At 71.6% G+C, this 23515-nt stretch carries 31 protein-coding genes; 8 read left to right on the top strand and 23 right to left on the bottom strand.

The window, feature by feature from the left end; translation table 11 throughout:
* Position 1: 1 nt before the first annotated feature.
* The 8 genes from ACZ7G1_RS07385 to ACZ7G1_RS07350 all read right to left on the bottom strand — a co-directional run bounded on the left by ACZ7G1_RS07385 (position 2) and on the right by ACZ7G1_RS07350 (position 4843).
* Complete coding sequence (locus tag ACZ7G1_RS07385) at positions 2–307, bottom strand: hypothetical protein (RefSeq protein WP_470873811.1); 306 nt, start codon at positions 305–307, stop codon at positions 2–4.
* Positions 307–825 (bottom strand): hypothetical protein, encoded by a 519-nt coding sequence (locus ACZ7G1_RS07380; RefSeq protein ID WP_470873812.1) that lies wholly within the window; start codon positions 823–825, stop codon positions 307–309. Before ACZ7G1_RS07380 ends, ACZ7G1_RS07385 begins: the two co-directional genes overlap by 1 nt.
* Positions 826–941: 116 nt before the next feature.
* Positions 942–1763: an SPDY domain-containing protein gene (locus ACZ7G1_RS07375; RefSeq protein ID WP_470873814.1), complete on the bottom strand. Its 822-nt coding sequence runs from the start codon at positions 1761–1763 to the stop codon at positions 942–944.
* 26 nt (positions 1764–1789) lie between these two features.
* The gene (locus ACZ7G1_RS07370; RefSeq protein ID WP_470873816.1) at positions 1790–2602 is read right to left on the bottom strand and encodes an SPDY domain-containing protein; all 813 of its coding nucleotides are present in this window, start codon (positions 2600–2602) and stop codon (positions 1790–1792) included.
* Positions 2599–2850 (bottom strand): hypothetical protein, encoded by a 252-nt coding sequence (locus tag ACZ7G1_RS07365; RefSeq protein ID WP_470873817.1) that lies wholly within the window; start codon positions 2848–2850, stop codon positions 2599–2601. Before ACZ7G1_RS07365 ends, ACZ7G1_RS07370 begins: the two co-directional genes overlap by 4 nt.
* Positions 2851–3018: 168 nt before the next feature.
* Positions 3019–3420 (bottom strand): hypothetical protein, encoded by a 402-nt coding sequence (locus tag ACZ7G1_RS07360; RefSeq protein WP_470873818.1) that lies wholly within the window; start codon positions 3418–3420, stop codon positions 3019–3021.
* Positions 3421–3443: 23 nt separating this feature from the next.
* Entirely contained in the window at positions 3444–4103 is a 660-nt protein-coding gene (locus ACZ7G1_RS07355; RefSeq protein WP_470873819.1) for a hypothetical protein, read from the bottom strand.
* Positions 4100–4843, bottom strand: coding sequence for a hypothetical protein (locus ACZ7G1_RS07350; protein ID WP_470873820.1), 744 nt, complete (start codon positions 4841–4843; stop codon positions 4100–4102). The genes ACZ7G1_RS07355 and ACZ7G1_RS07350 overlap by 4 nt, the downstream gene beginning before the upstream one ends.
* Positions 4844–4929: 86 nt before the next feature.
* Here ACZ7G1_RS07350 and ACZ7G1_RS07345 point away from each other — a divergent pair, with 86 nt between their 5' ends.
* Genes ACZ7G1_RS07345 through ACZ7G1_RS07335 form a run of 3 tightly spaced genes read left to right on the top strand, consistent with a single transcriptional unit; the run spans position 4930 to position 5438 of the window.
* Positions 4930–5151 carry a hypothetical protein gene (locus tag ACZ7G1_RS07345; RefSeq protein ID WP_470873822.1) on the top strand — a complete coding sequence of 74 codons (222 nt, stop codon included), beginning with the start codon at positions 4930–4932 and terminating at the stop codon, positions 5149–5151.
* Complete coding sequence (locus ACZ7G1_RS07340) at positions 5148–5276, top strand: hypothetical protein (protein WP_470873823.1); 129 nt, start codon at positions 5148–5150, stop codon at positions 5274–5276. Before ACZ7G1_RS07345 ends, ACZ7G1_RS07340 begins: the two co-directional genes overlap by 4 nt.
* Before the next feature lie 3 nt (positions 5277–5279).
* Positions 5280–5438 carry a hypothetical protein gene (locus tag ACZ7G1_RS07335; RefSeq protein WP_470873825.1) on the top strand — a complete coding sequence of 53 codons (159 nt, stop codon included), beginning with the start codon at positions 5280–5282 and terminating at the stop codon, positions 5436–5438.
* Between the two features lie 167 nt (positions 5439–5605).
* Here ACZ7G1_RS07335 and ACZ7G1_RS07330 read toward each other — a convergent pair whose 3' ends face one another.
* The 15 genes from ACZ7G1_RS07330 to ACZ7G1_RS07260 form a co-directional block, all read right to left on the bottom strand.
* The gene (locus ACZ7G1_RS07330) at positions 5606–6025 is read right to left on the bottom strand and encodes a hypothetical protein (RefSeq protein WP_470873826.1); all 420 of its coding nucleotides are present in this window, start codon (positions 6023–6025) and stop codon (positions 5606–5608) included.
* 141 nt (positions 6026–6166) lie between these two features.
* Positions 6167–7897 (bottom strand): MFS transporter, encoded by a 1731-nt coding sequence (locus ACZ7G1_RS07325; RefSeq protein ID WP_470873827.1) that lies wholly within the window; start codon positions 7895–7897, stop codon positions 6167–6169.
* 485 nt (positions 7898–8382) lie between these two features.
* Complete coding sequence (locus ACZ7G1_RS07320) at positions 8383–9177, bottom strand: hypothetical protein (protein ID WP_470873829.1); 795 nt, start codon at positions 9175–9177, stop codon at positions 8383–8385.
* Positions 9174–10085, bottom strand: coding sequence for a hypothetical protein (locus tag ACZ7G1_RS07315; RefSeq protein WP_470873830.1), 912 nt, complete (start codon positions 10083–10085; stop codon positions 9174–9176). The genes ACZ7G1_RS07320 and ACZ7G1_RS07315 overlap by 4 nt, the downstream gene beginning before the upstream one ends.
* 146 nt (positions 10086–10231) lie before the next feature.
* Positions 10232–10642 carry a hypothetical protein gene (locus tag ACZ7G1_RS07310; protein ID WP_470873831.1) on the bottom strand — a complete coding sequence of 137 codons (411 nt, stop codon included), beginning with the start codon at positions 10640–10642 and terminating at the stop codon, positions 10232–10234.
* A complete protein-coding gene (locus ACZ7G1_RS07305; RefSeq protein WP_470873832.1) occupies positions 10639–11358 on the bottom strand; it encodes a hypothetical protein in 720 nt (239 codons plus the stop codon). Before ACZ7G1_RS07305 ends, ACZ7G1_RS07310 begins: the two co-directional genes overlap by 4 nt.
* Positions 11355–11735 carry a hypothetical protein gene (locus ACZ7G1_RS07300; RefSeq protein WP_470873833.1) on the bottom strand — a complete coding sequence of 127 codons (381 nt, stop codon included), beginning with the start codon at positions 11733–11735 and terminating at the stop codon, positions 11355–11357. Before ACZ7G1_RS07300 ends, ACZ7G1_RS07305 begins: the two co-directional genes overlap by 4 nt.
* Before the next feature lie 67 nt (positions 11736–11802).
* Positions 11803–12117: a hypothetical protein gene (locus ACZ7G1_RS07295; RefSeq protein WP_470873834.1), complete on the bottom strand. Its 315-nt coding sequence runs from the start codon at positions 12115–12117 to the stop codon at positions 11803–11805.
* Positions 12118–12154: 37 nt separating this feature from the next.
* The gene (locus ACZ7G1_RS07290) at positions 12155–13669 is read right to left on the bottom strand and encodes a VirB4 family type IV secretion system protein (RefSeq protein WP_470873835.1); all 1515 of its coding nucleotides are present in this window, start codon (positions 13667–13669) and stop codon (positions 12155–12157) included.
* Between the two features lie 29 nt (positions 13670–13698).
* Positions 13699–14112 (bottom strand): DUF6238 family protein, encoded by a 414-nt coding sequence (locus tag ACZ7G1_RS07285; RefSeq protein WP_470873836.1) that lies wholly within the window; start codon positions 14110–14112, stop codon positions 13699–13701.
* A 51-nt stretch (positions 14113–14163) separates the two neighbouring features.
* Complete coding sequence (locus ACZ7G1_RS07280) at positions 14164–15612, bottom strand: SCO6880 family protein (protein ID WP_470873837.1); 1449 nt, start codon at positions 15610–15612, stop codon at positions 14164–14166.
* 122 nt (positions 15613–15734) lie between these two features.
* Entirely contained in the window at positions 15735–17096 is a 1362-nt protein-coding gene (locus ACZ7G1_RS07275; RefSeq protein WP_470873838.1) for an SCO6881 family protein, read from the bottom strand.
* Positions 17097–17124: 28 nt separating this feature from the next.
* The gene (locus ACZ7G1_RS07270) at positions 17125–17814 is read right to left on the bottom strand and encodes a hypothetical protein (protein ID WP_470873839.1); all 690 of its coding nucleotides are present in this window, start codon (positions 17812–17814) and stop codon (positions 17125–17127) included.
* The gene (locus tag ACZ7G1_RS07265) at positions 17814–18179 is read right to left on the bottom strand and encodes a DUF6112 family protein (RefSeq protein WP_470873841.1); all 366 of its coding nucleotides are present in this window, start codon (positions 18177–18179) and stop codon (positions 17814–17816) included. The genes ACZ7G1_RS07270 and ACZ7G1_RS07265 overlap by 1 nt, the downstream gene beginning before the upstream one ends.
* An 88-nt stretch (positions 18180–18267) precedes the next feature.
* Positions 18268–19392: a C40 family peptidase gene (locus ACZ7G1_RS07260; RefSeq protein ID WP_470873842.1), complete on the bottom strand. Its 1125-nt coding sequence runs from the start codon at positions 19390–19392 to the stop codon at positions 18268–18270.
* Between the two features lie 506 nt (positions 19393–19898).
* Here ACZ7G1_RS07260 and ACZ7G1_RS07255 point away from each other — a divergent pair.
* The 5 genes from ACZ7G1_RS07255 (at position 19899) to ACZ7G1_RS07235 (ending at position 23393) form a co-directional block, all read left to right on the top strand.
* On the top strand, positions 19899–20654 hold the full coding sequence (locus ACZ7G1_RS07255; protein ID WP_470873844.1) for a DNA-methyltransferase: 756 nt from the start codon (positions 19899–19901) through the stop codon (positions 20652–20654).
* A 179-nt stretch (positions 20655–20833) separates the two neighbouring features.
* Positions 20834–21409: a DUF4913 domain-containing protein gene (locus ACZ7G1_RS07250; protein ID WP_470873845.1), complete on the top strand. Its 576-nt coding sequence runs from the start codon at positions 20834–20836 to the stop codon at positions 21407–21409.
* Positions 21406–21885 carry a hypothetical protein gene (locus tag ACZ7G1_RS07245; RefSeq protein WP_470873847.1) on the top strand — a complete coding sequence of 160 codons (480 nt, stop codon included), beginning with the start codon at positions 21406–21408 and terminating at the stop codon, positions 21883–21885. Before ACZ7G1_RS07250 ends, ACZ7G1_RS07245 begins: the two co-directional genes overlap by 4 nt.
* Positions 21886–21982: 97 nt before the next feature.
* Entirely contained in the window at positions 21983–22651 is a 669-nt protein-coding gene (locus tag ACZ7G1_RS07240; RefSeq protein WP_470873848.1) for a YdcF family protein, read from the top strand.
* Positions 22575–23393: a WbqC family protein gene (locus ACZ7G1_RS07235; protein WP_471204006.1), complete on the top strand. Its 819-nt coding sequence runs from the start codon at positions 22575–22577 to the stop codon at positions 23391–23393. Before ACZ7G1_RS07240 ends, ACZ7G1_RS07235 begins: the two co-directional genes overlap by 77 nt.
* Positions 23394–23515 lie beyond the last annotated feature (122 nt).

The following is a 23515-nucleotide window of genomic DNA, read 5'->3' as shown; positions in this document are numbered from 1 at the left end:
GTCAGCGGGGGTGGCGCCGCGTCGGCGGGGACGGACCTGCCGCGGGCGGGGGAGGAGAGCCGGGCCGGCGGGCGGCCAGGCGTGAGACGCGGGCGGGCAGGACAGAGGCGAGGCTTTCGGCCGGCACCTGCTGCCACTGCAGGTCGAGCCGGTGCCGGTTGAGGCTGGGCGCCTGCTCGTAGGTCCGCCGAAGCGGCGCCGGGTGGGAGAGGGCCTGGGCGAAGACGGTGACCCAGGCCGGGTTGCCGGGGCCGGCGAGGTAGACGGGGGACACCAGTGCCTGGTCGACCAGCTCGTGCTTGTTCATCAGCGCCTCACCGCCGACCGGCTGGCGGCGGGCTGCTGGACGGGGCTCGCGATGGCGATGGGGGCCGGTGCGGGGGTTTTGAGGGCGACGGCGTGCAGGTCGAGGATGGCGTGTCCGTGGGTGGCCCAGGCATCCAGGTAGCCCCGGGCTTCAGCGTTCCGCTCGGCCAGCGCGTCGATGAACTGCTCGTCGGTCGGCCGGGAGGTGCGCATGGCCTCGCGGGTCTCAGCCCACTCGGTACGCAGAGCCTCCAGGCGGTCGAGGCCCTTGGTGAGTTCGCTCAGCTGCCACGGCCAGCGGGACTCGACGTCGCCGGCGGCGATGTGCTGCAGCTGGAACCCGGCCGTCGCGAGCAGCTCGCGCGCCGAGCGGCGGACGGGTTCGAAAGCGCGCCAAGTCTGTGTGTCTCGCTGAACCTTGCGCCAGCCGTACGACTCGTCGTCGTACGGCATGCCGTCGGTGTCGGTGTGCTCGTCGGAGTAGGAATCCCAGGAGGCGAGGATCATCTCGCTCTGCACCAGGAACGTCGCCAGTGCCTGGAGCGCGGCGGCGTGCTGGTCGGCGCGATAGGGGAACGAGGGCAGGGTGTTTCCTTCGGTGCGGGTGCGGGTGCGGGTGCGGGTGCGGGTGCGGGTCAGCGGCGGCGGACGGGGGTGCCGGGCAGCGCGACTGGGCCCGTGCAGGTGGTGCGTGTGGGAGGCGCGGGCCGTTGCTGGCGGGCCTCGGCGAGGCGCTTGCGGTGTGCGGTGACGATGAGGGTGCCGATTTCGACTTCCTGGCCCACGTGTAGATGGGGCCCTTCGTCGATCTCGAAGCGGGGCCGCAGAGCGGGGGCTGGGTCGCAGAGAGCGGTGGCGACCGCGCTCACCACTTGGTCCGGGGCGCGGGGGTCGAGGGACGCTCGCCACAGAAAGCCCTCGGGGCCGTACGGACCCGAGTTCCGGGCGACCTCGATCTCCCATCCACACAGGCCCATGGAGGGGGAAATGCGCTGCTCGACCTCGGTGGTGCGGTCGGGGGAAACGATCTTGTGACCGCCGGCGGTGTCTGCCGTGTGCTCCCAGCCCCGCGCGACGAGGACGCTCGCCATGTCACCGCAGGCGTTGTCCGGGGCGGGGCGCATGAGCGCGTCGGTGAGCCCGGCGATGATCTCCACGGGGGCGTCGCCGCTGAACGAGGCGTACCAGTGGCCCGGGCCGAGGATGCTGTTCACCTTCCACCAGCCGCGAAAGTGGTGAGGGGATGGCTTGAAGATGAGTTCGTGCTCTTGGTCGGGGCTCTTCATGTGGATGACCGGATGCAGTGGATCGGAGTGCACGGTCCAACCTGCGGCGCACAGAGCGTGGGTGATGTGCCGGGGGTCACCGGGGCCCGCGAGGTAACGGGGCAACACCGGTGAGCCGAGTTTGCCCAGGTAGTCGTCGGCGAAGGCATCCAGCTGACGCGAGTCGATCACGAAGACGCTGTTCCTTCCGGTGGGTTCTAACGACGGGTACGGGCTCCGCCGCTCGTTGCGTATGGGCGGACGGGAGCAGGCTTGCGGGTGCGGACCCGGGCGGAGGCCCAGGAGTTTCGTCCCCAGGTGGCAGCGCGGGCGGCGGTGATCCGGGCCTGCTGCCAGGAGCTGACCTCGGAAGGCCGTACGGACACGGAGGTGACCTGGATCCACTTCGAGGGCGGGACGTGTCCGCGGGGCCGCATCACCGGCTGCGGGTCGGCGATGGCCGCGGAGAAGTTCTCGATCAGGTGCATGGGGGTCGTGGCCGAGAACACGGCGTCCCAGGTCCGGCCGTGCTCGGTGCAGGCGCCGGCCCACCAGTGAGCCTGACTGGGTCCGTTCTGGTGGAACTGCAGCCAGGTGTTCCGGTCGGGGCTGACGGCGGTGAAGTGCTGGTCGCGCTCGGTTTCCCAGTGCTGTTGCTGGAGCGGGGCCCATGGGTTGGGGGCGTGGGCGGAGCGGTCGCGGGTGAGGGCGTCGGTGAATCCGGCGACGATCTCCACTGGGGTTTGCTGGGTGAAGGTGACCTGCCAGCCGGGCTCGGTCGCGGTGGGCTGGCCCTGGATGTGCCAGCCGCCCGGCTGCGCGGCGGGGTCGTAGGCGACACGCACCAGGTGGTCGGCGCGGTCGAAGATGAGCGGTCCGCCCGTGACGGAGCGGTCGGTCCAGCCGGAGGCGCGCAGGAACTCGGTCACGTGCCGGATGTCGCCGCCGCCGGCCAGGTGCCGGGGTTCGACGAGGTAGTGCTGCTCGGCCTGCTCGCTGGTGCCCCGGGTGGGGTGGTGCCGGTGGCTCATCGGTGCCTCCGTACGACGAGCGGGACCGGTGCCGGCGGCTTGACGGTCGTGGTGGATGGGTTGCGGGCTTCGGCGAGGGTGTCGAGGTGCTCGTCGAGGTCGAGGCCGATGTCGTGCAGTTCGTTGGCGGCGCGGCCCAGGGCGAGCCAGACTTCCGGCGGCAGCAGTCCTTGCGTGGCCTGCCGCTGGGCGAAGCGGCTGGCGGTGGCGGCCAGGGCGCCACGCTCGGGGTCGAAGACGTCCGCCAAGACGGCCACGGTGTCGGGTGGTGAGCATGGCTGGGTCAGGTACTCGTTGAGGTGGTCGAGCCGGGCGGCGATGCTGCGAGCCTGATAGGCGCCGTAGGTACGAGGGGAAGACTGTTTGTTCAGAGGGGGCTCCAGGAGAGCAGCGGATCGGGGCGAGCCGGGGTGCGGTCAGCGCCGGGGGCGGGGTGAGCCGGCGGACGGGGGCGGCGGAGGCTGGGAGGGATCCGCGTTCGGCTTCTGCGAGGTGCGGTGGGCGAGCATGCTCTGTGCCCAGGCGGTGACGTCGAGCTCGTCGGGCTCGATGTTGACGTCGAACCCCGCGAGCAGGAGCGGGAGGATCGCGCGGGTGACGAGCTGGCGCTGCGCCTTCTGACTCAGGCCCTCGGGGGTCTCGTGCCAGGTGTAGACGGGGCAGTCGGGCACCTCATGCCGCCGTTCCAGGCCGGACTCGTCAAGCCGGGCGAGGAGTTCCTCGGGGGCGCCGGTCCTGGTGATGATGTGGAGCCGGTCGGGATGGCCGGCCTTGCGGTAGATCTCGACGTCCTTGTTTGTCTCGTCCGCGAGGGTCAAAGGGTTCTCCAAGAAGAAGGGGATTACGGGCCCGGGCGGCGTGCAGGCCCCTTCGAGGCCGCGGCCCGCGGGGGAGGCGAGGCTGGTGCGACTGACGCCGGCGAGCGGGCTGCGTGCGTGCGCAGCTCTTCGATCTCCCGGGTCTTCCTCAACAGCACGTCGGTGAGGTCCCCCAGGCGTTCCACCGGCCCCCCGTCCCGGGGCTCTGCGGGCACGTGGTCGCCCCAGGACGTCCAGACGGAGACCAGCACGTCCCGCAGCCGGGGCAGTACCCCGGTCTCAGGTGCGGAGATCTCGGCGAGGACGCCGGCGAGCACCGGTCCTTCGTCGGTCTTGCGGGCGAGTTCTGACAGGTAGGTCAGGTACCGGTGGGCGGCTTCCCGGTCTCCGCCCTGGGTGGCGAGGACGTTGAGGTTGGGGTCGAGGTAGGTGCTGTATCCGGCGCTCAGCAGTGCGTACGAGGCGACGGTCGCCCCGATGCGCTGCTGCTCGACGGGCATGGTGACCGGCAGCCGGTGGTAGTAGGTGTTGGGGCCGGGGTGGCGGGTGAAGCCGCCGGTCGTCTGCAGGATGCCGGCTGCCCGCTGGTCCCCGCCGACGGCGAGGACGAGCTGGCTGCGCGGGTCGCGCGTGATCGTCACGTAGCGGGGGAGAAGGAACTCGGGCTCTTCGGTGGGGTTCATCGGTTACGAGCGGCGGACGCCGTCGTGAGGGCGGGGAGGGGGCGGGGCGCGGCCGGTGGTGGCGGAGCAGGATGCCGCATTCCGATGCCGACCCCGATTTCGGCCAGGCGGGCGCCTACGGCTCGTATGGCACGCGCCTGCGCGGCCGTGTCGTCGCCGGCCAGGACGAGCAGGTCCTGGCGGGTGTTGTGTACGAAGCCGTGCTCGGTCAGCAGCTTGGCCAACGGAGCGGAGCCGGGGAGCGGGGTGGTCAGGGCGTCCTCCGCCCAGGTGAGGTCGATCCTCTCGGGCAGCGGCGAGCCGAGCGCGGCGGCGTTGCGGCGGACGTGCGCCAGGGCGTCGGCGTAGCGGGGCAGCAGGTGAAGGATGAGGGCCTCGGCGGCGTGGAACGGGTCGGCGGGGACGGCGAGGCCATCGGGCTCGCGGACTCCCGTGTACGCGGCGGCGGGGAGGTCTGCGGGGGCCAGGGCGGCGACGAGGAACCCTTCGGGCCGGTCGAGGTGGTCGATGACGAGCAGGCGGGTGTTGTCGTCGGTGCGAGTGAGAACCGCGCAGTGGGCCACGCCGTGGGTGGCGATGGTGTGGGCGGTCTGGTCCATGTCCCACACGGCGGTGGTGAGGTGGTCGTACTCGGCGCCGCCGCCGTGGTCGGGGTGGTACTGGCTGGTCCACCGGCCGGGCAGCTCGCCGGCGAGGATGGTCGCGAAGGATTCGAGGTCGCTGGAGGCGGTGTCGTTCAAGGCGGTCCTTGGTGCGTGGGTCAAAGGCGCCGGGCCGGCGGCGGGGCGGGCGGCCGGGGTGGCAGGGCGGGGATGGGGCAGGGGCAGTGGACGGACGCTTCACGTTCGTTTTCCGCGACTTCGCTCGGGCAGGGGCGGCGCGCGGGGTGGTCCTCGTGCCGGTCGGCGAGCTCGGTGCGCAGCTGGTGGAGCTGGGCGGCGACGATCGCGAGGTGGTGGCCGCTCAGGCTGCACAGGGTGGCGGCGGTATGCCGGTCAAAGCCTGGTCGAAGGTGTCGAGGAACTCAGCCGTCGCGTCCATTACTTGACCGAGAGCGGGGAGCACACTGTCGTGGGCGGCGGTCAGCTCAGTCAGGACGGCGGCTGCGTCATGCGTGCTGGTGGCGCGGTGGAGGCTGTCGGCGAGGGCGGCGACCTGCGCGCCGAGGGGTAGATCGTGGGTGGTGTGCCGGTCGGTGTCGAACGGCTCGTCGCAGGCGACCCAGTAGCCGACCGACCGGAGCGCGGAGACCGCGGTGGCGGCGAGGGCCTCCTCGGCGGTCTGGTCGAGGCCGGCGGGGGCACGGTGGTACTGCTCGTGCTGGCGGAGACGTGAACGAAGCCGGTGCGCTGCAGGATGCTGTGCGCCTCCGGATCACTGCCGTGGGCGAGGACTTCGCCGGCGTGCGGATCGCGGTGCAGTTCGATGTGGCGGCGGGGTGCCGAGAACGTCGTCACCCAGCAGGGGTCCAACGTTGAGCATCCGCTCGTGAATCCGGATGATCATCGGCTGGCCGCCTTCGCGTCGGAGGCGTGGACGAGCTGGCCGCGGTCAGTCACCCGGTACCAGCCGAGATCGACCTGTTCCGTGCCGACGACCTTCGGGAGAAGGTAGTCCTCCAGGGCGCGCAGGTAGATCAGGCAGTCGGGGCACCGCTTGGAGAGATGGACGAGGTAGCGGGGGCGGGCGGTGACGAATGACTGCGCGCCGCCTAGCGGGTTGCGCACCCGCCAGCCGTCCTCGTCGGTCGGGATGTGCCACGAGGGGGCCACCACGGTCATCGCGTCGCCCCACAGTTCGCCGTCGGCGACGCCCTTGATCACCACGATCTGGTCGCCGGCGGCGAAGTGAGTGTGGGTGACGTCGCGATCGGAGGTGATGGTGTCGGCGGGTGCGAACGCGGGGCGAGTGGGTTCGGGCACAGCGAAGTCCTTCCGCAGAAAGCCGCAGGTGGCGTTGGGGGCAGGACTCCATGGTCTGGAAATCGGCCGGTTAGGCTAACCGGCGAACGTGCGCTATATATCTGCGGCTTCGCTCCCGGGCTGGCCTTGCGGGAGCGCCGGTCAGCGGTGCGGGTTCTCGGTGCCGATGTCGTCGCTCGTCGCGGCGTCGAGCAGCTCCGGAAGGTCGGTCCCTTCGGCGTCGCGCTGGTCGATCCACCAGCCTGCGCGGCTGATCGTACGGATCTTCTCCTCCAGGACCGCCCAGTCCGCCTCGTCCCAGGCCCCTTCCCTGGCCAGGGCCGTGTACGCGGCGGTGACCAGCTGGAACCGGGAGCGCTCGCCCCACGCCAGGGCCTGCTCGGGCCCCTCCAGCGGAGGCATGTCGAACTGCTCGGCCCACTCGGCGGCAGCCGCCTGCTCTTCCGCGCGCCGGGCGGCGAGCCACTGTTCCTTCGCGGCCGAGTCGGCGTCGCGGGCGGCCTTCCAGCACTCGGTGCACCCACGGCCGGCGAGCCAACGGGCGAACCCGGCCCGGCGGTCGGCCGGCCGGTCGGCAAGGTTGTGGGTGACCTCGTGTCCGCAGCTGTGGATGACGATCCAGGCGGTCTTGATGGGCATGAACGATTCTCCTTCGTCGAGGGATGTGCGAGGTGGGGTGGGAAGGCGGCGGTGCCGGCCGGGTCTGCGGCGCGGGCCGAGTAGGGGCCGGGAGAGTGCGAAGACGGCGGTGGCGATAGCGGCGCCCCCGGCAGGGAGGGCGGACAGGCTGAGGAGATGATCGGTAAGGGTGCCGGCGAGGACGGTGCCTGCAGCCTGCCCGGTGCCGATGGCGAGGATCAGCCACGAGTACGCCTCGGTGGTCCGTGAGGCGGGGGCGAGAACGTCGATCGTCTCGAACCCGCAGGTGACGACCATGGTGAGGAACAGCCCCGGCAGGGCAGCGGCGATGATCGCCGCCTGCGGGCCTGGCTGGACCAGCAACCCCAGCCATCCGGCACCGAACAGCGCTGCGGTGCAGATGAGTTGGGTGGCAGGAGCGGCGCGGCGGCCGAGACGGGCGAAGAGCAGGCCGCCGAGGAACGAGCCGGTGGAGAAAGCTGCCGGGAGTACGCCTGTCAGCCAGTTCGTCTGGTGCAGCTCGGCGACGACGGCGGCCCAGACGCCCAGGCCGCCCAGGGACACACCGAGGGCAGCGAGGCCGATGCACAACAGGGCCAGGCCGCCGCTCGCGAGCCGCTGCCGCTTCGCCGGGCGGGTGGACTCGGCGGCTTTTTCGCAGCCGGGTCGCCAGGCGCGTGAGGGCGGGGAGGTGAGGACCGCGGCGGTGCCGAGAAGGCCGAGCGCGGAGGCCGCGGCCAGGGCGACGTCGGCGCCGAATGTGGCGGCGAGCCAGGTGGCCAGAAGCGGGCCGGTGACGTACATCAGGCCCTGGGAGCCCGTGTCGAGGGCCTGGATGACCTTCCTCTGACCCGGATCGGTCACGACGCTCGGCCACAGTGACCTCAGCCCCGACTCCAGTGGAGGGTTGGCGAGGCCGGCGAGCGCGACGGTGGCGCCGATCGTCCAGATGCTGCCGCCCGGCCCGATGACGGGCAGCGCGAGCAGGCTGCTGCTGGCGATGACGGCGGCCGGCGCGCTCACACGGGTCTGCCCGTGGCGGTCCATGAGCCGGCCCTTCACCGGCTGGGTGACGCTGGCGGTCAGCCCGTAGACGGCGGCGAGCGTGCTGGCCGTCGCCAGCGAGCCTCCGCTGCCCGTGATCCACAGGACCAGGGAGACGGCGACCATGCCGCTGGGCATTCGGCCGGTCAGGGTGCCGGCGAGGAGGCGCAGGACGTGGCGTGTCCCCAAAACGGCCCGGTAGCTCAAGGGCGGTCGGGCAGAAAGACGTTCGGCCAGGAGCAAGGAGAGCGGGGACTTTCCGGGAGGAGGTGAAGGCGCACGCAGCCCGGGCAGGGGTCAGAGGCGGCGCGGGACGCGGGGCGGGGTGGCCTGGATGGGCGGCAGGGCAGCGCTGACGGCGGGCAGGGCCTTGAGATGCCGGGCTGCGGCGTGCGGTGCGGTGGCAGGACGGCGATTGTGTCCTCGAAGACGACGAGCGCCTGGCGGAGTTGGCGGTCCAGGACGTCGGTCTGGACGAGGAGGCCGCGCAGCCGTACGGACATGTCCCGGCCGGCGACGGTCTCGGTGGCGAGCGCGAAGTCGGCGCATTCCGACAGGAGGTCGGAGAGCTGGGAGAGGTGCCGGGGGCCGGGGCTGTCGCTGACTAGAGGCCCCAAGCACCTCGGCGACCGTCTGGCTCTGCGTGGCGATGGCGACGTCCTCTATGAGGTCGGTCAGGGCCGGAAGCATCCCCGGGATACGGAGAACCGCCCGCGCGCGTGCAACACGCCGGGCTGGACCGCCGGCGGCAGAGCGGCCAGGGCCCGGTCGTGGGAGTCGTACCGGCCCAAGACACGCATCGTGGCGCTGTCGACGTCCCCGGCGACGATGAGGACACAGCCCTCGGCGGGGTCGTCGAGGTCCGGAACCCCGGCGACGGTGAGCTGCCGACCGGCCGCGTCGTACCGGCTCTCGTACAGGTACATCATGTGGCGGAGGCGCACATCGTGAGCGTGTGCGGTCCACCGTGCTTCCTCGGCGACGGGCAGTTCGGGCCCGGTGGGCGGCGGGGCGTCCTGGACGGCGAGGTCGCGCAGGAAGCTGGCCCGTCGGGCCCAGGTGACCTGGCACTGCCGGACGGTCGCCCGGTCAACGGACGTCTCGTCCGCGAGGCGGCGGCGGGCCAGGTCCGCGGCGGCTTCGAGGTCGTCCACGAGCAGGTGCCACCCGGCCGCGTGCCGGGTGGGCGGTTGGAACGCCAGAGCGGCACGGGCTCGGTCGACCAGAAGTCCCGCATTGGGCAGGAGGGCTCCGAACTCCGCTTCCTGCTGCCGGTGTTGTACCGCCGCGATCTGCCGCGCCAGGGCAATGTGCTCGGGCCAGCCGGTGCTCGCGCGGACGCGCTTGACCGCTTCGTAGGCGTGCGCCTTGATGGCGGCGAACCGCTCGGCGTAGGCCCCCAGCGCGTCGAGTGCCGTATGGGTATCGGCCGGGCCGAGAGCGACGGAGCTAGTGAGAGGCCGCGTCACCGGCGCCTCGCACTGGGCTGAGGCGGGGCGGGCAGAGAGGGCAGATCGTGCGCGGGCCTCCCGGCAAGGAGTGCCGGGCTGGTGGTGGGCACGCCGGTGTCGGTGGCGCGCGTCACGAGGTCGATCAGCCCATCGCCGCCCTCCAGGAGCCACCAGCCCAGCGGGTCGGAATGAGCCGAGACCGGGACCGGTTCGGTTCCCGGTGCCGGGGCGATGGTGATGCTCTCCGCCTCCTGAAGGAAGCCCAGCTCGTGCTCGTCGAGCGTGCCCATCTCACGGATCGCCGTGATGACGTGCGGCACCGCGGTGGCGAACCTTTCGTAGGCGCCGACGAGGTCCGCCGGGGCCGGGGTGGGGATGGTGCCGGCCTCGTAGGTCTCGCGGGCCCAGGTGAGGTCGTCCGACAGATCGGCAGCGTGTGCTTGGAGGACCGCGCGGGCGTAGGCCGGCAGGAGTTCGACGGTGATGACGTGGGCGGCGGCGGAGGCAGTCGGTCGGACGGTCACGCCGCACGGTCCGGGGGCGGTGACCGGTCCCGGAGCATGGCGGGGCTGGAGCGCACCGACGTGGTAGATGTCGAGGCTGGGGTCCTTGACGACGGCGAGTTCGGTTCCGTCGTCGCGCTGGAGGATGGCTGCCTGCCGTACTCGGTGGCCCGCCAGAGTCCGAGCGATGGACCCGTCGCCCCACAGGCAGGCGGCGAGGTCCTCCTGCCAGATGGGGAGTGAGTAGTTCTCGACCCGAGCGGTCCACTGCCCGGGCAGGTGCTCGATCACGTCGAGCGCGAAGTCCCCGATGTACCGGTCGCTGCTGGGCGTCAGCCGCAGGCCAAGGGACTGCTCGGCAACGGTGCGGAGGGCGAGGAGGGTCTCACGGGCGTGGGCGAGGTCGGACAGTGGCAGGACCATGTACCCGGCCTCGTTCCTCTCGAACCCAGCGAGTTCCAGGGCGTGACGGGCCCAGCGCCAGTTGCTGCCGTCGACGAGGCCGACGATGCCGTCGCGGTCGCTCGTGAACAGGGTGATCTGGGTGTCAGAGACGGCTTCAAGGGAGTTCAGGGGGCAGGGGCCTCTCGGTGGGGGAGCCTGGGCGAGACGGGCTCGGTGTGGAAGGCGGTGAGGTGGTCGATGCCGAGCTGATAGAGCTGGCGGTCGGCGATGCCGAGGAGGTCGCCAGCGCGCAGGTACCGCTCGGCCAGTACGGGCTGTCCGTGCTCGCGGCACCAGATGCCCGCGGTGCGCAGGGCGTCTCGGAGGGCGAGGAGCGGGCTGGCCTCGGTGCCGGTCAGAGCGTCGAGGAGGACGTGGACCTGGGCGGCGGTTCGGTCGCGGGCCATGTGTCGCGTCCAGGCCCGTACGGACTCGGCCGGGTCCGGCAGGGCGAGGCCGACGAGGTAGCTGCGGGCTTCTGCGCGAGCCCGGCGGCGTAGTTCCGTGCCGGACGGATCCTGTGCGGCGGCGGTCATCGGCCCCGTCCCGGCTCACCCCGTGGCGATGCCGGCGCGGGGAGATGGGCCTCGTACTCGTGTGTTCGTGCGTGGTTGAGCCGGTGGGTGAGGTCTTTCAGCTTCGCCGGGACCTCGGCGGTGACGTGCGTCCTGCGACCTGTGGACGGGGTGAAGTCCGGTGTGGCGCGCAGACGCAGCGCGATGCGGTCGAGGTCGATTTCCACGACCCGCAGGGCACCGCTGAGTTCGGCCAGGCGTCGCGCGTCGCGGTCATGAACGGGGCCGGGGAGGCTGGAGACGGCAGAAGCTACGGCGAGGAGCAGGTCGGCTGCGGGCCGCAGAAGACCGTCCTCGCTCTGGGCCAGGGGGGCGAGCGCGCGCCCCGCTTCGTACGGCTGCTGGAGGCCCGCCCCGCTCGAGGCCCAGTCCTTCAGGATCTGGGCCGCTGCCACCACCGACGGCGGGATATCCGCACCGCCCGCCACCGGGGACAGAGCGGGGTCGAGGCGGACGGGGTAGTGCGCGGCACGGAGCAAGTCGGCCGCGTGGGAGGCATGCTCGTTCTCCCACTCCATGCCCATGTCGAACGGGAGGCGGTGCCAGGTGCCACGCAGGGTGGGCTGCTTGACGAAGCCGGCTCGCGCGAGCAGGTCGGACGCGAGCGAGTCGATCAGCCCCGCCGCCTCCACCTCGCCGCCCCGGCCGCGGACGATTGAGATCGGGTCCTTGCTCATCTGATACGTCCCTGACCCGAGACAGGGAGCGAGGCCACCGGCCGTGCAGGGACGGCCTGGGTGGTGACGGTCGGCCGGTACTGCGAGGAACGGCTTCCGGCGGCCTGCGCGATCCGGGAGCGCCGCTCAGCCAGCCCGGCCCGGGGCCGGACCTGGGGCGGGCCAGCGCTCTGGGAGGGGTCGAGGGTGTAGTCGGCGTGGACGTCGAAGCCGTGCCGGCGCAGGTCGTGGACGGCCTGCCGGGTGCGGCGCACACCGTCGTACTCCGGATTGGTCAGCCGGTACAGCCCCTGGACGCCAGGGACGGGTTCGAACTGCTCGCTCGTGAGATACCAGTGGCCCAGGTGCGGTGGCGTGTTGGCGGTGGGAGCCGCCACGAACCCGAAGTCGGGGTGTCGGCCGAAGGTGAAGTGCTGCTTCAGGAGGTCTCCTTGGGGCGGGTGGTCAACGGCGCGGAAACCGGGTGGCGGTCCAGGTGGGCGCTGCGGGTGACGCGGGGGTGGGGGTCAGCTTCGGCAGATCGCGGAGCAGGGACATCGGCGGCGGCATGCCCGGCAGCCACAGCGCCATCGCTTCGCTGAAACGGGTCCGCGGGTCGGTGTCCCATGAGACGACCGGACCGCGAGAGTCGTGCTGGCGGCTGATGACTTCGACGCCGGCCGGATGGAGGACGTAGCCCGAGTAGTGGCCGTCGGAGTTGTCCCGGGTGATGACTTCCCGCTCGGCGGGTGTCCCGTCGAGGTTCACGACGCCGGTCATCTCGGAGTTGAGGGCTCCGGCGATCAGGATGGCGGGGTCAGTGCATGCGGGCGTCGGTGTCGAATAGCCGTTGCTCGGTGGGGTGGAGGAGGTGCTGGACGACGAAGCTGCGGCCGGCGACGCGCCACAGGCCGCGTCCGCGGGTGAGGCGGGAGATGGCTTCGGTTTCGACGGCGGTCAGGCCGAGGAGGGTGGCGGCGGCCTGGATCTGGTCGGTCTCCTGCCGGTAGATGATGCGGGTGGAGCAGTCGGCGAGGAGTCCTTCGGCGAGGGCTCGACCCTGGGATCCGGCGTCGCCGGCGGTGAGTAGATCGCTGAGGCGGTGGATGACCATGAGGTTGGCGATGCCCAGGCCGCGGGAGAGCTTCCACTGGGCCTGCATGCGCTGGAGGAGGCCGGGGTGGCGCATGAGGCGCCAGGCTTCGTCGTAGACGATCCAGCGTCGGCCGCCGTCGGGGTCGGTGAGCGCGGCCTCCATCCATGCCGAGGCACAGGTCATTGCGAGGACGAGGGCGGTGTCGTCGCCGGATCCGCCGAGCCGGGACAGATCGATGGAGAGCATCGGGCTGGCCGGGTCGAACGCGACCGTGGAGGGGGCGTCGAACATCCCGGCGAGGTCACCGCGGATGAGACGACGCAGGGCGTGGGAGAGGTCGCGGGCGGCGTCACCGAGGTGGCCGGAGACGGTGCCGGCGGCGGCGTCAAGGAGGTGCGGTTGAGCGAGGGTGTGGGCGATGTCGCCGAGGAGCGGGGCGCGGCCGGCGGCGGTTGCGGCGTGGACGACGCCGTCGAGGGCGATGTCGAGGACGGTGTGCTCCATGGGGAGCAGGTCTCGGCCCAGGACGGTGCGGGCGAGGGAGCCGAGTAGGAGCAGGCGGCGTTTGCGGACCTCGCCCGCCCAGTCCGCTTCCGGGACGGATAGGGGTCGGGGGGCGGCGTCGAGCGGGTTGAGGCGGCCGGGCAGGCCCGGGCCGAGCGCGATCGAGGTGCCGCCGAGTGCGGCGGCGACCGGGGTCCATTCGCCCTTCGGGTCGCACGGAACGTACACGCGGTAGCCGAAGGCGACCGATCGGAGCGCGAAGGACTTCGCCAGCGCGCTCTTGCCCTGCCCGATGACACCGGCCAACAGGATGTTGGGGTTCGTGAACCCCTCGACCCTCCCGTACAGGGAGAAGGGGTCGAAGACGAACGAGCCTTCGGCGTGGACATCGCGGCCGATGTAGATGCCCTCGGCGCCGAGGCCGCCTTCAGCGAGGAAAGGGTAGGCGCCGGAGGCAGTGGCGGTGGTCATGCGGTGGGCGGGCAGGCGCAGGCGGTTGCCACGGGCGGAGGCGGGGCCGGGGCGTCCGGCGGGCGGGTAGAGCGGCGCGGGCATCTCGGCTTCGGCCGCGGCGGCGCCGGTGGCCTCCAGGGAGGCGGCCTGCGCTTTGGCGCGGGCTTCGGCTAGCTGCTTGCGGGCGGCGTGGCGGCTGGTGCGGTCGGTGCCGTGCGGGGTGAACAGGGGACTGGCGGATGCGCGGCGGGCCCGGCGTCCGGGGCGGTGTCGGGACATGAGTGCGGATCGATTCTGCGCGGGACGGGTCAGGCGGTGCCGTGGTCGGCCGGGGTGGTCTTGCGGCGTACGGCGTGGCCGGAGGCGAGGTGGCGCTGGCAGATGGTGAGGACGAGCGGGCCGTCCGGGAGCCGGTCGGGGGTGCAGGCGGGCGCGGCCGGCAGGGTGTGGAAGGCGTCGTGGAGGCTGGCTGTGGCCTGCCACAGCCGAAGGTGCGCGGTGGCCAGATGCCTGCCGGCCGCGGGATGTTCAGGGCGCCCGGCGTCGGCGAGCTGGTCGAGGAGCAGGTGCAGGAGGGTGACGTGCTCGTGCAGGTTGTCCAGATGCCTGCGGTCAGCCGGTGCCCCGTGCGCGGTGGCGCGGGTGTGGTGGCGGATGCCAGCGGTCGCGGCCCGCAGGTACGGGTGCGCGTCGGACGGGTCGGTCGCGGTGGTGGTGGCCAAGAGGGGAAGGGTCTTTCTGCGGGAGCCTGGATCGGATCAGGCGGCGGGGCCCTACTTCTCCTGGGCGGTGCGGGCGAGGGGGAGTGCGGCCAGCGCGAAGGCGCTGGGCTGCTGGTAGACGAGGCGGCGAAGGTCGACCTGGGCGGTGACGGCGGCAGTCACGATCTGGGCGCAGGCGGCGTCCAGGGCCTGGTCGGTGTCGGCGGAGACGGTGAGCAGTCCGGTCATTGCGACGTCTGCGTGGCCGGCGATCAGCTGCCGCTCGCGCTCCTTGACGTCGCCGTACTCGACGACATCGGCCTCGGAGTCGACCTGTCCGCGGCGGGCGCGCTCGTTGGCGTCGGCGATGATCGTTGCCTTGGTGCGCTGGACATCGCGGAGCGCGGACTCGAAGCCCTGGGGGACGTAGAGGAGGGAGAACGTGCGGCGGACTCCGGCGGTGAAGAGCAGCTGGTGGAGGAAGCCGGCGTGGCTCTCGGTCCGGGGCCATTGCTCGACCCAGTAGGTGGCGTGGCGGGCGGTGTCGGTGATGAGCCGGTCGGGCTTCTCGACCTGGACGACGGGCCCGGCGGCGGCGGGGTCGGCTTCCGCGCGGCCGGTGTCCGACCACTGCTGCAGCCCGGCCAGGGCCTTCGGGTCGTAGGCAGTGCGGATGACGGCGGCGATCTCCCGGGCGGTCAGCCAGCCGGTCACGGTCAGTCCGGCGGTGCGGGCGGCCTGGGTGAGGGAGGAGGTGGCCTGGCCGAGGACGGTGAAGGCGCCGGGAAGTCCGCCGCCGGCCTGGTTGATCAGGCGCTTGGCGGCCTTCAGGTCGAGGGAGATGGCCAGGTAGGTCTCGTGCGGAGCGGCGGCCGGGCCGGCGGAAGCGACGAGGTCGCTGTAGACCTGCCCGGCGAGCTGGGTGTCGGGCCGGCCGTGGCTGGTCCAGTGCCGGGTGAGGGTGTCGCCGGAGTCGGGGACGGTCCGCTCCAAGACCTGGACGGTGGCGATGTGCCCGGTGCGGGCGATCCCAGCCAGGGCGCGGCCCCACGCGCTCACGTGGGAGTTCTGGGTGGCAGGGTCGAGCAGGGCGAAGGCCCGGCTGGTGACCCGGGCGACGGCTGTCAGGGTTTGCTGGTGGGGGTCGTGCAGGGCGGCAGCCTGCCCGTCGGCCGGCGTGACCACCTTGATCGAGGCGGCCGTGCCCGGCAGATGGAGCGTTCCCTCGGCGCGTGGGCGGGTGGCAGGCCGGGCGAACCACAGGGTCTGCCCGGTGCGGCGGCGTTGCGCGTAGCGGGCGACGATCGGGGCCCAGTCGATCAGGGACCGGCCGCGGCGCCGGACGGCGACGAGGGCGGCGACTGCTGCCCACAGCGGGGTGAGGATCAGGGCGCCGGGCAGGCCGGTGGTCACGACGGTGACCAGGAGCAGGGCGAGCGCGGCGGAGGTGAGGACGAGCTGGGGCAGGGAGAGGCCGAGCAGGATTCCGCGCCGCGACCGGGCTGGGAACTTGACCATCATTGGCGGGGTGAGCGTGAGGTCAGACAAGGCGGAGGGCTTTCAACGGCGAGGGCGGTGACCCCCGGGGCAGGACACGGAAGTGGTGTCCCGCCCCAGGAGCCGGTGGACGGGATCGGGGTGTCTCAGGAACCGGTGGGGGACGGCGGCGCCGTGAACGGGCTGCCTCCTGTGGCGGACCCGGAGTCCTGCGCGGCACCGACGGCACCGATGGCACCCGTGCTCGGGGGCGACCCATCCTGCGTGCTGCGCGGTGTCGCACCCGGGGCGGGGCTTCCGGAGGCGCTGGTGCCGGTACCGAAGGCGTTGCTCGGGTCCTGGGCCGCCGGGCTGGTCGGCATGGAGCGGACTGACTCGTTGAGGCCGCTCTTGACCTTGTCCATAGCCGGTGAGGCACCGGTGCTGCCGCCGCTGCCGGAGGGGCTGGCGGCGATGTCACCGGGGAATCCGCCGGCCCCCGAGGCCGGGCCCTGGGGCGCTGCAGCTCCGGCTCCCGCCGCGGCACCACCGGTTCCCGCGGTCGCCGCCGCGGCTGCCGCTTTGCGGCTGGCGCTCTCGGCGTGCTGCTTGGCGAGCTGGGCTCCGGCCCCGCCGGAGCGGTGCAGCGTCTCACCGTCGGTGGACTCCGCCGCCCAGTGCACGAACTTGAACGTCGCGTACGGGCAGAGCATGACCAGCAGCATGATGACGATGCCGGCCATGACGTCGGCGAGCGCGGCGATCTCGCCGTCCGCGTCGGTCTTGCCCAGGGCGGAGATGCCGAGGAGGAAGATCACGGTCATCAGGAGCTTGGAGACGATCAGCGTGGCAGTCGCTTCGATCCAGCCGCGCCGCCAGCGGCGGGCGGCTTCCCATCCTCCGCCGGCGCCCGCGAAGACCGCCACAGTCACGAGGACGAGGATGCCGACCTTGCGCACCATCATCACGCACCAGTAGAGGACTGCGCCGACGGCGGCGCCGAGGGCCGCGAGGGCGGCCACCAGCCAGCCGAGCGGGGAGACGGCGGCGATCTGCGAGACCTTCACCATGCGGCGGACGGCGTCTTCGATCGGTGTGCCGGCCGCCGCGAACAGCGAGTCGGACAGGGCATCGACGACTTCGATCGCGACTGTGGTCAGGGCGATGGCCGCGAAGCAGAAGATCACGCCGCCGGCGGTTCCGGTGAACGCCTGGACCAGGGCCTGCCCGTCGCGCTTCATCGCGGCACGGATGAGCTGGGCGCAGAAGGTGGCGACCAGGATTGTCAGCCCGATCGGCAGCAACATCTCGTAATTGTCCCGGAACCACCCTGCGCCCAGGTCGATCCGCGTGGTGGTGTTGACGGCTTCGGCTGCCAGGTCGGCTGCCGCTGCTGCGAGTTCGCCGCACGATTTGGCGATCCAGTTGCCGATGCCTTCGGTGATCGCCTTGCCTGGGTCGGAGACGAAGTCGATCGCGTCGGCGGCGGTGCACAGGCTGCCCGCGACGGGAAGAGCGCAGAAGTCCACGGCGGACTCCTCCTATCTGTTCAGCGGGTCAGGGGGCGGTTTTCGGCGCGATGGCGACCAGGGTGCAGTCGGTGTTAGGCCGGCACTGGACGGCGAGGGTGACCGAGCGGTCCTCGGCGCCGCCCCCGCTGTCCTTCCAGGCGATGGTCTGCTTGCCGGTGACGGTCACGGCGTAGATGTATGCCTCGGTCAGGGCGGCCGGGTCTTCGGCCAGGGCCTGCTTGAACGCCGAGGGGAAGTGCGACTGGGAGACGGTCGCGATGGCGTACTGGGCCTGGTCGCGCATGCGTGACCACAGCAGCGGGTCGGGTACCTGGGCCTGGACCGAGGTCCAGTCGGTGTACTTCGTCTCGGTCGTCATCCAGGCGTGCATGCCGGCGAGCTGCTGGTCGCGGGTGGTGGCCCGGGTGTCGTAGGACCAGAGCATCACCGCCGCGGCACGGCCGTAGGCGAGGGGATCGGACAGCCGTGGCGGCGGGGAGGCCGTCCCCGTCGACGGTCCCGAGACAGAGACAGAGGTGTCCGGACGGGCGGACGGGCTGCTGGCGGACGGCTTGGCGGTGGGGGCCGAGCCTTGGCCGCCTCCTGTGGTGACGTAGGCGGCGAAGCCTGCCCCGGCCAGCAGCACGGCCAGGACGGCGGCGAGGGAGGCGACGCGCCGACCGGTCGACCAGTGCGAGGTCAGGAGGCCGACGCGCGGGCGGGAGCGCTTGCCCATCAGCGGACCTGGGTGCCGAGCGTGGAGAAGAAGGCGACGATGCCGTTAGCGGCGCCGAGGCCGAGCGCGGCCCCCGCGGCGACGACCGCGCCCTTCTTCCCGTTGGCCTCTGCCTGGTGGCCACCGCTGTGGTGGCCCCAGGCCCACACGCCCAGGGAGACGGCGAGCGCGCCGACGACGGCGATGATCCCGAACAGATTGAGCGAGTTGACCACGTTGCGCAGCACGCTCAGGCCCGGCAGACCACCCTCCTTCGGGGAAACGCCGGGGTCGTAGGCGAGGTACAGGACGTGGTCCGTGAGAGACGAGAGGGAGGCGAGGGTGGAGATGGTCGAACTCCTTGCGAACGCAGGCCAGATGGCCATGCGGGAAAGAGGAAGAGGGAAGGCGCGGCGGCGGTGGCGCACGGCGGCCTGGGAAGCGGCCCGTGACCCGGCAAGCGAGCGGGGAGCGCTAGGAGTTGAGAGCGGGGATGCGGCGGACGGCGAGGATCTGCCAGTCGGCGGCCTTCTCGATCCGCACTGGGCGTCCGGTCTTCGGGGCGTTGATCACGAGACCTGCGCCCATGTACATCCCGACGTGCTCGGGGACGGCGGCGGTGCCGCGGGTGAAGAGCAGGTCACCGGGCCTCAGGGCGTTGGCCGGGACCGGCACGCCCTCCTTGACTTGGGTGTACGTGGTGCGGGTGAGGGCGACGCCGGTCTGGGCGTACGCCTGCTGCATCAGGGAGCTGCAGTCGCAGCGGGCCATGGGGTCGGGGCCGTCGGCGTCCTTGCAGGTGCCGCCCCATTGGTACGGGGTGCCGAGCTGGTGCATGGCCCACTTGATCGCGGTGCGGGCCTTCTTGGAGGCGTCGGCCGGGATCTCGTAGCCGTCCGGAACGGAGCCCTGGGGGATCTCGCCCCACTGCGATCCGTTCTCGCCGGGTCGGCATCCGCCGTCCGGCGCGCCCTCCTCGGCCGCTCTGTCGCCCCCGCCTTCGGGGAGGGTCTTGGCGATCGCCTCTCGTAGGGCGCGGGCGAGCGGCTCCCACTGCGCGTACGCGTCGGGGTAGCCGGAGAGTTGGACGGCCTGCGCGGCCTGGGTGAGCGTCATCTGCTGCCAGCCCGCGACCTTGAGGAGGCCTTCGTAGAAGCGGGTGGAGGTGTGGACGGGGTCGAGGATCTCCTCCGGAGTGCCCCAGCCCTGGCTGGGCCGTTGCTGGAACAAGCCCAGGCTGTCGCGGTCCCCGTAGCGCAAGTTGCGCAGGCGGGATTCCTGGATCGCGGTCGCGAGGGCGACGACCTGGCCGCGCTCGGGAACCTTCATCGCGACCCCCGTGGCGACGATCGTCTTGGCGTGCGGGATCTGCTCGCCGGGCAGCTCCAGGCCCTCGACGTGGAGGCCCGGGGCCGCGCCGGTCCCGCCGAGGATGCCGGCGACCTGCTGGGCGACGGCGTCGGAGTCGACAGTGTTGTCGACGGCGCACTCGGATGCGCGGGAAGCGGAGCTGCTGGCGGCAGCCGCAGCGGCGGCTGCACCGGCCAGGAGGAGAGGGGAGAGGACGACGACGCCGAGGACAGCGGCTATGCCCTTCAATCCCGAGCGCCCCCGTAGGCGGTAAGGGCTCTACGCGGTGTTCGGGGCAGGGGAGGGTACGGCTGTGTCACGAAAGGTCCTTCGGGTGAAGTCCGGCCGCGCTGGTACGAGGTGAGAAGGGCGCGAGGGGCCGGGATGAGGTGATGGGGAAGCCTGGGAGGAGGAGCCGCGGGGGGCGAATTGCCTCTCGCCGGTCAGGCGTCCTCAAGGGCATCGGGAGCGAAGTCAGGGCAAGGGTGTGCCTCCGCGAGGGCAGGGGAGGGGAGGCCGTCCGGCGGATGGGGCTGGGCGGTGGTCAGACTGTAGGACGCGATTCCCGGTTGACCTAATTTCTCGCCTGGAGGGGGTCAACCGGGAATCGTGTCCTACAGTGTGGCTTCCCCCGCTCGCCCGCCGCTCTCCTTCGGTATGCCGGCCTCCCGTGCCCGCATTCGCCAAAGCGGCGCCCGCTTTCCGAGCGAGCCGGGATTCCCATTTCTTCCCGTGACCCGAATTGGGGTACCTCTTTGCCTTTTTCCCTCCACCACGGCGACGCGCTCGGCGTCCTGGGAGACCTCCCGGACGACTGCGTGGACGCGGTCATCACCGACCCGCCGTACAACTCCGGCGGCCGGACCGCGAAGGAACGCACCTCCCGGACCGCCCGTCAGAAGTACACCTCCGCCGACGCCGGCCACGAACTCGCGGACTTCCCCGGCGAGAACATGGACCAGAGGTCTTACGGCTTCTGGCTGACCCAGATCATGACCGAGGCCCACCGCCTGACGAAGCCCGGCGGCACCGCGCTGCTGTTCACCGACTGGAGGCAGCTCCCGGTCACCACCGACGCGATCCAGGCGGCCGGCTGGCTGTGGCGCGGCGTCCTGGCCTGGCACAAGCCGCAGGCCCGACCGCAGAAGGGCCGGTTCAAGCAGTCGTGCGAGTTCATCGTGTGGGCCAGCAACGGCGCGATCGACGGCTCCCGCAACCCCGTCTACCTACCGGGCCTCTACTCTGCCTCGCAGCCGTCGGGCAAGGCCCGGCAGCACATCACGCAGAAGCCGGTCGAGGTGATGCGCGAGCTGGTGAAGATCTGCCCGCCGAGGGGCACCGTCCTCGATTTCACCTGCGGCTCCGGGTCCACCGGCGTGGCCGCGCTCTTGGAGGGTCGTGACTTCATCGGCGTCGAGAAGACCCGGCACTACGCCGAGATCGCCTCCGGCCGTCTGACCGAAACGCTGCACCAGACCCTCGGCCAGGGCGACCTCACTCTGACCGCCTGACTCTGGATCCGCACAAAAACGAGCCGCAGAAGGCTCGTTCTTCGCGCGTGCGCGGAACGGGGATCCGCCACCCCCATCGCTCATTCTTGAATTTCCGGCTGCAGCGTGCGCCGGAGGAGGAGATTTCCTTGGTCCCTGACCCTCTGGAGGAATTTGGCGCCGCCGGGGAATTTAACCCGGTGCGCCTCCCGGAAGGCGACCTGGACAGCATCCAGGCCACCGTCCGCAAGCTGCTCGACCGCTCCGACGAGCAGGCCCGCCAGCTCGATCACCTCGCCGCCGCACCCGGGCGGGCGTCGCTGCCCGGCTTCGGCTTCCCGCCGATGCCCGCGGCAGCGGTGATGCCGCAGGAGCCGCGGCCGATCCTGGAGCTGGACGGTGAGGAGTACGAGAACGAGCTGGACCTGCTCACCGACTGGGTGGAGGACTTCCTCATGCCCACGTACGGGGCGGAGGTCACCACCGCCTCCCCGTGGTGCGATCAGTGGCAGGAGCACCTCGACGTCGTCGCCTGGCTCCACGCCCTGTGGATGGCCTACCTCCAGCACAAGGACCCCGAAGCCGGACCGGCCGGGCCTTTCGTGTGGCACCGGGACTTCCTCACCCACTGCATGGCCGCCGTCCGGGCGGCAGGCGGGCCGCTGTCCGCCTGCCAGACCGACCCCGAGCGTCCATCGCACCGCCTCCTTCGCGGCCCCGGCCGTTCCGTGCGCGCCGCCGCCCGCGACGCCGAGACGGGGCAGGCGGAAGGATGACCGCCGAGGGCCGGCCGCCCGCCTTCGGCCTCACCTTCGACCCGCGCGCCCTGACCGACCTGCTCCAGGCCCCGGGCGACATCCGCGACCTGTCCCTCTCACTGCTGCAGGACGTCGTCACCGCCGACCTGCACGGGAGCAAGCTCACGGCCGAGCTGACGGGACTGCGCAAGTTGTACGTCGACCACCGGGCCGCCTGGCGGATCGTCTACGCACTGCGGCCGGCCCCGGCAACCTCGGCCTATCCCATGGAGATCCACGTCGTGGCCGTCCGTCCCCGGGCCCGCCAGGACGTGTACGACACCGCGGCCCAGCGCCTCGGCATCGCCCGCCGCCCGGTCGGCGCCCGCGCCCACGCCGCTCGCACCCGCTCACCCCAGATCGACGCCTACCGCGCGATCCCGAAGCCCGGCCCACCGCCCGGCCTTCCCGGCCCCGCCCAGCCCACCGTCCTCACCACGAAAGCCGTACGTTGACAGCCTTCCCGAACTTCCTCGACCACTTCTCCGCGACCCTCCTGGAGCTCCCCGCCGAGATCCAGCCCCACACGACGGTGATCAGGGAGACGAGCGAGTGACCGACAACCAGCCGGCCATCAACGAAGAGCAGATCCACAACGCCAAGCTGGTCTGGGACTTCCACCAGATGCGACACGACGTCCGCCCCGTCGACGTCGCGATCGGCCTCGGGAGCCACGACCTCGGCGTCGCCGCCTTCACAGCTGAGCTCTACCGCGCCGGCCTCTTCCCCACCGTGGTGTTCACCGGCGGCAACAGCCCCACCACCGCCAAGGTCTTCCCCCGCGGAGAAGCCGTCCACTTCCGCGAGCACGCCCTCACGCTCGGAGTCCCGGACAGCGCGATCCTGGTTGAGCCTAACGCCGGTAACACCGGCCAGAACGTCGGCTTCTCCCGGACGCTGCTCGCCTCCGCCGGCATCCACCCGAAGTCCGTGCTTCTCGTCTCCAAGCCGTACATGGAGCGCCGCTCTTACGCCACGGCCCGCAAGCTCTGGCCCGAGGTCGAGGTGACCTGCGCCTCGGAGCCCATGGAATTCGACGACTACCTCAAGAGCATCGGCGACGAGAAGCTCGTCATCGACATGCTCGTCGGCGACCTCCAGCGCATCATCGAGTACCCGACGCTCGGTTTCGCGATCGAGCAGCATGTCCCGGAGGACGTACATGCCGCGTACGAGTCCCTCGTCCACGCCGGCTTCACCAGCAGGCTCATCGGCGCTTGAGAAACCCGCACCAGGCGGGCGGTGCGCGATTCACCAGCCCAACTTCTTCCCCCGGCTGAGCACCCTCGCCAAGATCTTCGCGGCGGACTACTGGATCGTCCTGGACGACGTCCAGTTCGCCCGCCGCGACTACCAGCACCGAGCCCGCCTGGGCAGCACCTCCGACCCCGCACAGCGTCAGTGGCTCTCGATCCCCACTCACCTCCCTCGCGGCCGGTCAACACTGGTGAGGGAAGCCGTGCTGGCCGACCCGGAGCGGTCCCGTCGGCGGGTCATGCTCGTGCTCGCGCAGCAGTACGGGGACTGCACTGACTGGCCGCGCTTCCGTCATGAGCTGGAGTCCATGCTTCTCCTGTTCAGAGGGACTGGCCGGACGGCTGATGTAGCCGAAGAGTCCACTCGGATCCTGCTCCGCCTCCTGGGGTGGAGGGGCCACGTCCTGCATAGCAGCCAGCTCCCTGCTCGGACGGAGCGATCGCAGCGCCTCGCCGACCTGGCCGCTGCCATCGGTGCCCGCGGATATTTATGCGGTACCGGGTGGCATGCGATACCTCGCAGTGGCGCCGTTCGCGGCACGGGGGGGGTGTCCGCCATTCCCTTCCTTACGCCGGAGGCCGGAATCTGGGAGGACAGCCGTGAGGTGAGCGCCGTGCGCCCTCTCATGACCTACGGCATTCGGGCCGTCGCAAGGGAGCTGCACGCCGTTGCATCCCGGCCGGGACCCTCCTTTCGCTCGGTGTAGAGCGCCTAGCGGACGCGGTCCGCGTCCCTCGCCCGGTGGGCCTCTGGGGACCAGAGTTGGGGACCAGTGTGCACTGCACCGATCTCCAGCCGCGTGTTCGGTAACGGCTGACTACCCACGCC

It is taken from the genome of Streptomyces sp. NPDC037273, assembly GCF_055603625.1.
Note: the sequence above shows the minus strand (reverse complement) of the source record. Positions and strands in the feature narration are given on the sequence as shown.

Coding starts and splice junctions, on each gene's coding strand:
- ACZ7G1_RS07385 (WP_470873811.1), bottom strand. CDS start 307: ATGAACAAGCACGAGCTGGTCGACCAGGCACTGGTGTCCCCCGTCTAC.
- ACZ7G1_RS07265 (WP_470873841.1), bottom strand. CDS start 18,179: ATGGCCATCTGGCCTGCGTTCGCAAGGAGTTCGACCATCTCCACCCTC.
- ACZ7G1_RS07310 (WP_470873831.1), bottom strand. CDS start 10,642: ATGACCGCCGCCGCACAGGATCCGTCCGGCACGGAACTACGCCGCCGG.
- ACZ7G1_RS07315 (WP_470873830.1), bottom strand. CDS start 10,085: ATGGTCCTGCCACTGTCCGACCTCGCCCACGCCCGTGAGACCCTCCTC.
- ACZ7G1_RS07235 (WP_471204006.1), top strand. CDS start 22,575: ATGTCCCGGAGGACGTACATGCCGCGTACGAGTCCCTCGTCCACGCCG.
- ACZ7G1_RS07355 (WP_470873819.1), bottom strand. CDS start 4,103: ATGAACCCCACCGAAGAGCCCGAGTTCCTTCTCCCCCGCTACGTGACG.
- ACZ7G1_RS07295 (WP_470873834.1), bottom strand. CDS start 12,117: ATGACCGGCGTCGTGAACCTCGACGGGACACCCGCCGAGCGGGAAGTC.
- ACZ7G1_RS07270 (WP_470873839.1), bottom strand. CDS start 17,814: ATGGGCAAGCGCTCCCGCCCGCGCGTCGGCCTCCTGACCTCGCACTGG.
- ACZ7G1_RS07280 (WP_470873837.1), bottom strand. CDS start 15,612: ATGATGGTCAAGTTCCCAGCCCGGTCGCGGCGCGGAATCCTGCTCGGC.
- ACZ7G1_RS07290 (WP_470873835.1), bottom strand. CDS start 13,669: ATGTCCCGACACCGCCCCGGACGCCGGGCCCGCCGCGCATCCGCCAGT.
- ACZ7G1_RS07245 (WP_470873847.1), top strand. CDS start 21,406: ATGACCGCCGAGGGCCGGCCGCCCGCCTTCGGCCTCACCTTCGACCCG.
- ACZ7G1_RS07305 (WP_470873832.1), bottom strand. CDS start 11,358: ATGAGCAAGGACCCGATCTCAATCGTCCGCGGCCGGGGCGGCGAGGTG.
- ACZ7G1_RS07370 (WP_470873816.1), bottom strand. CDS start 2,602: ATGAGCCACCGGCACCACCCCACCCGGGGCACCAGCGAGCAGGCCGAG.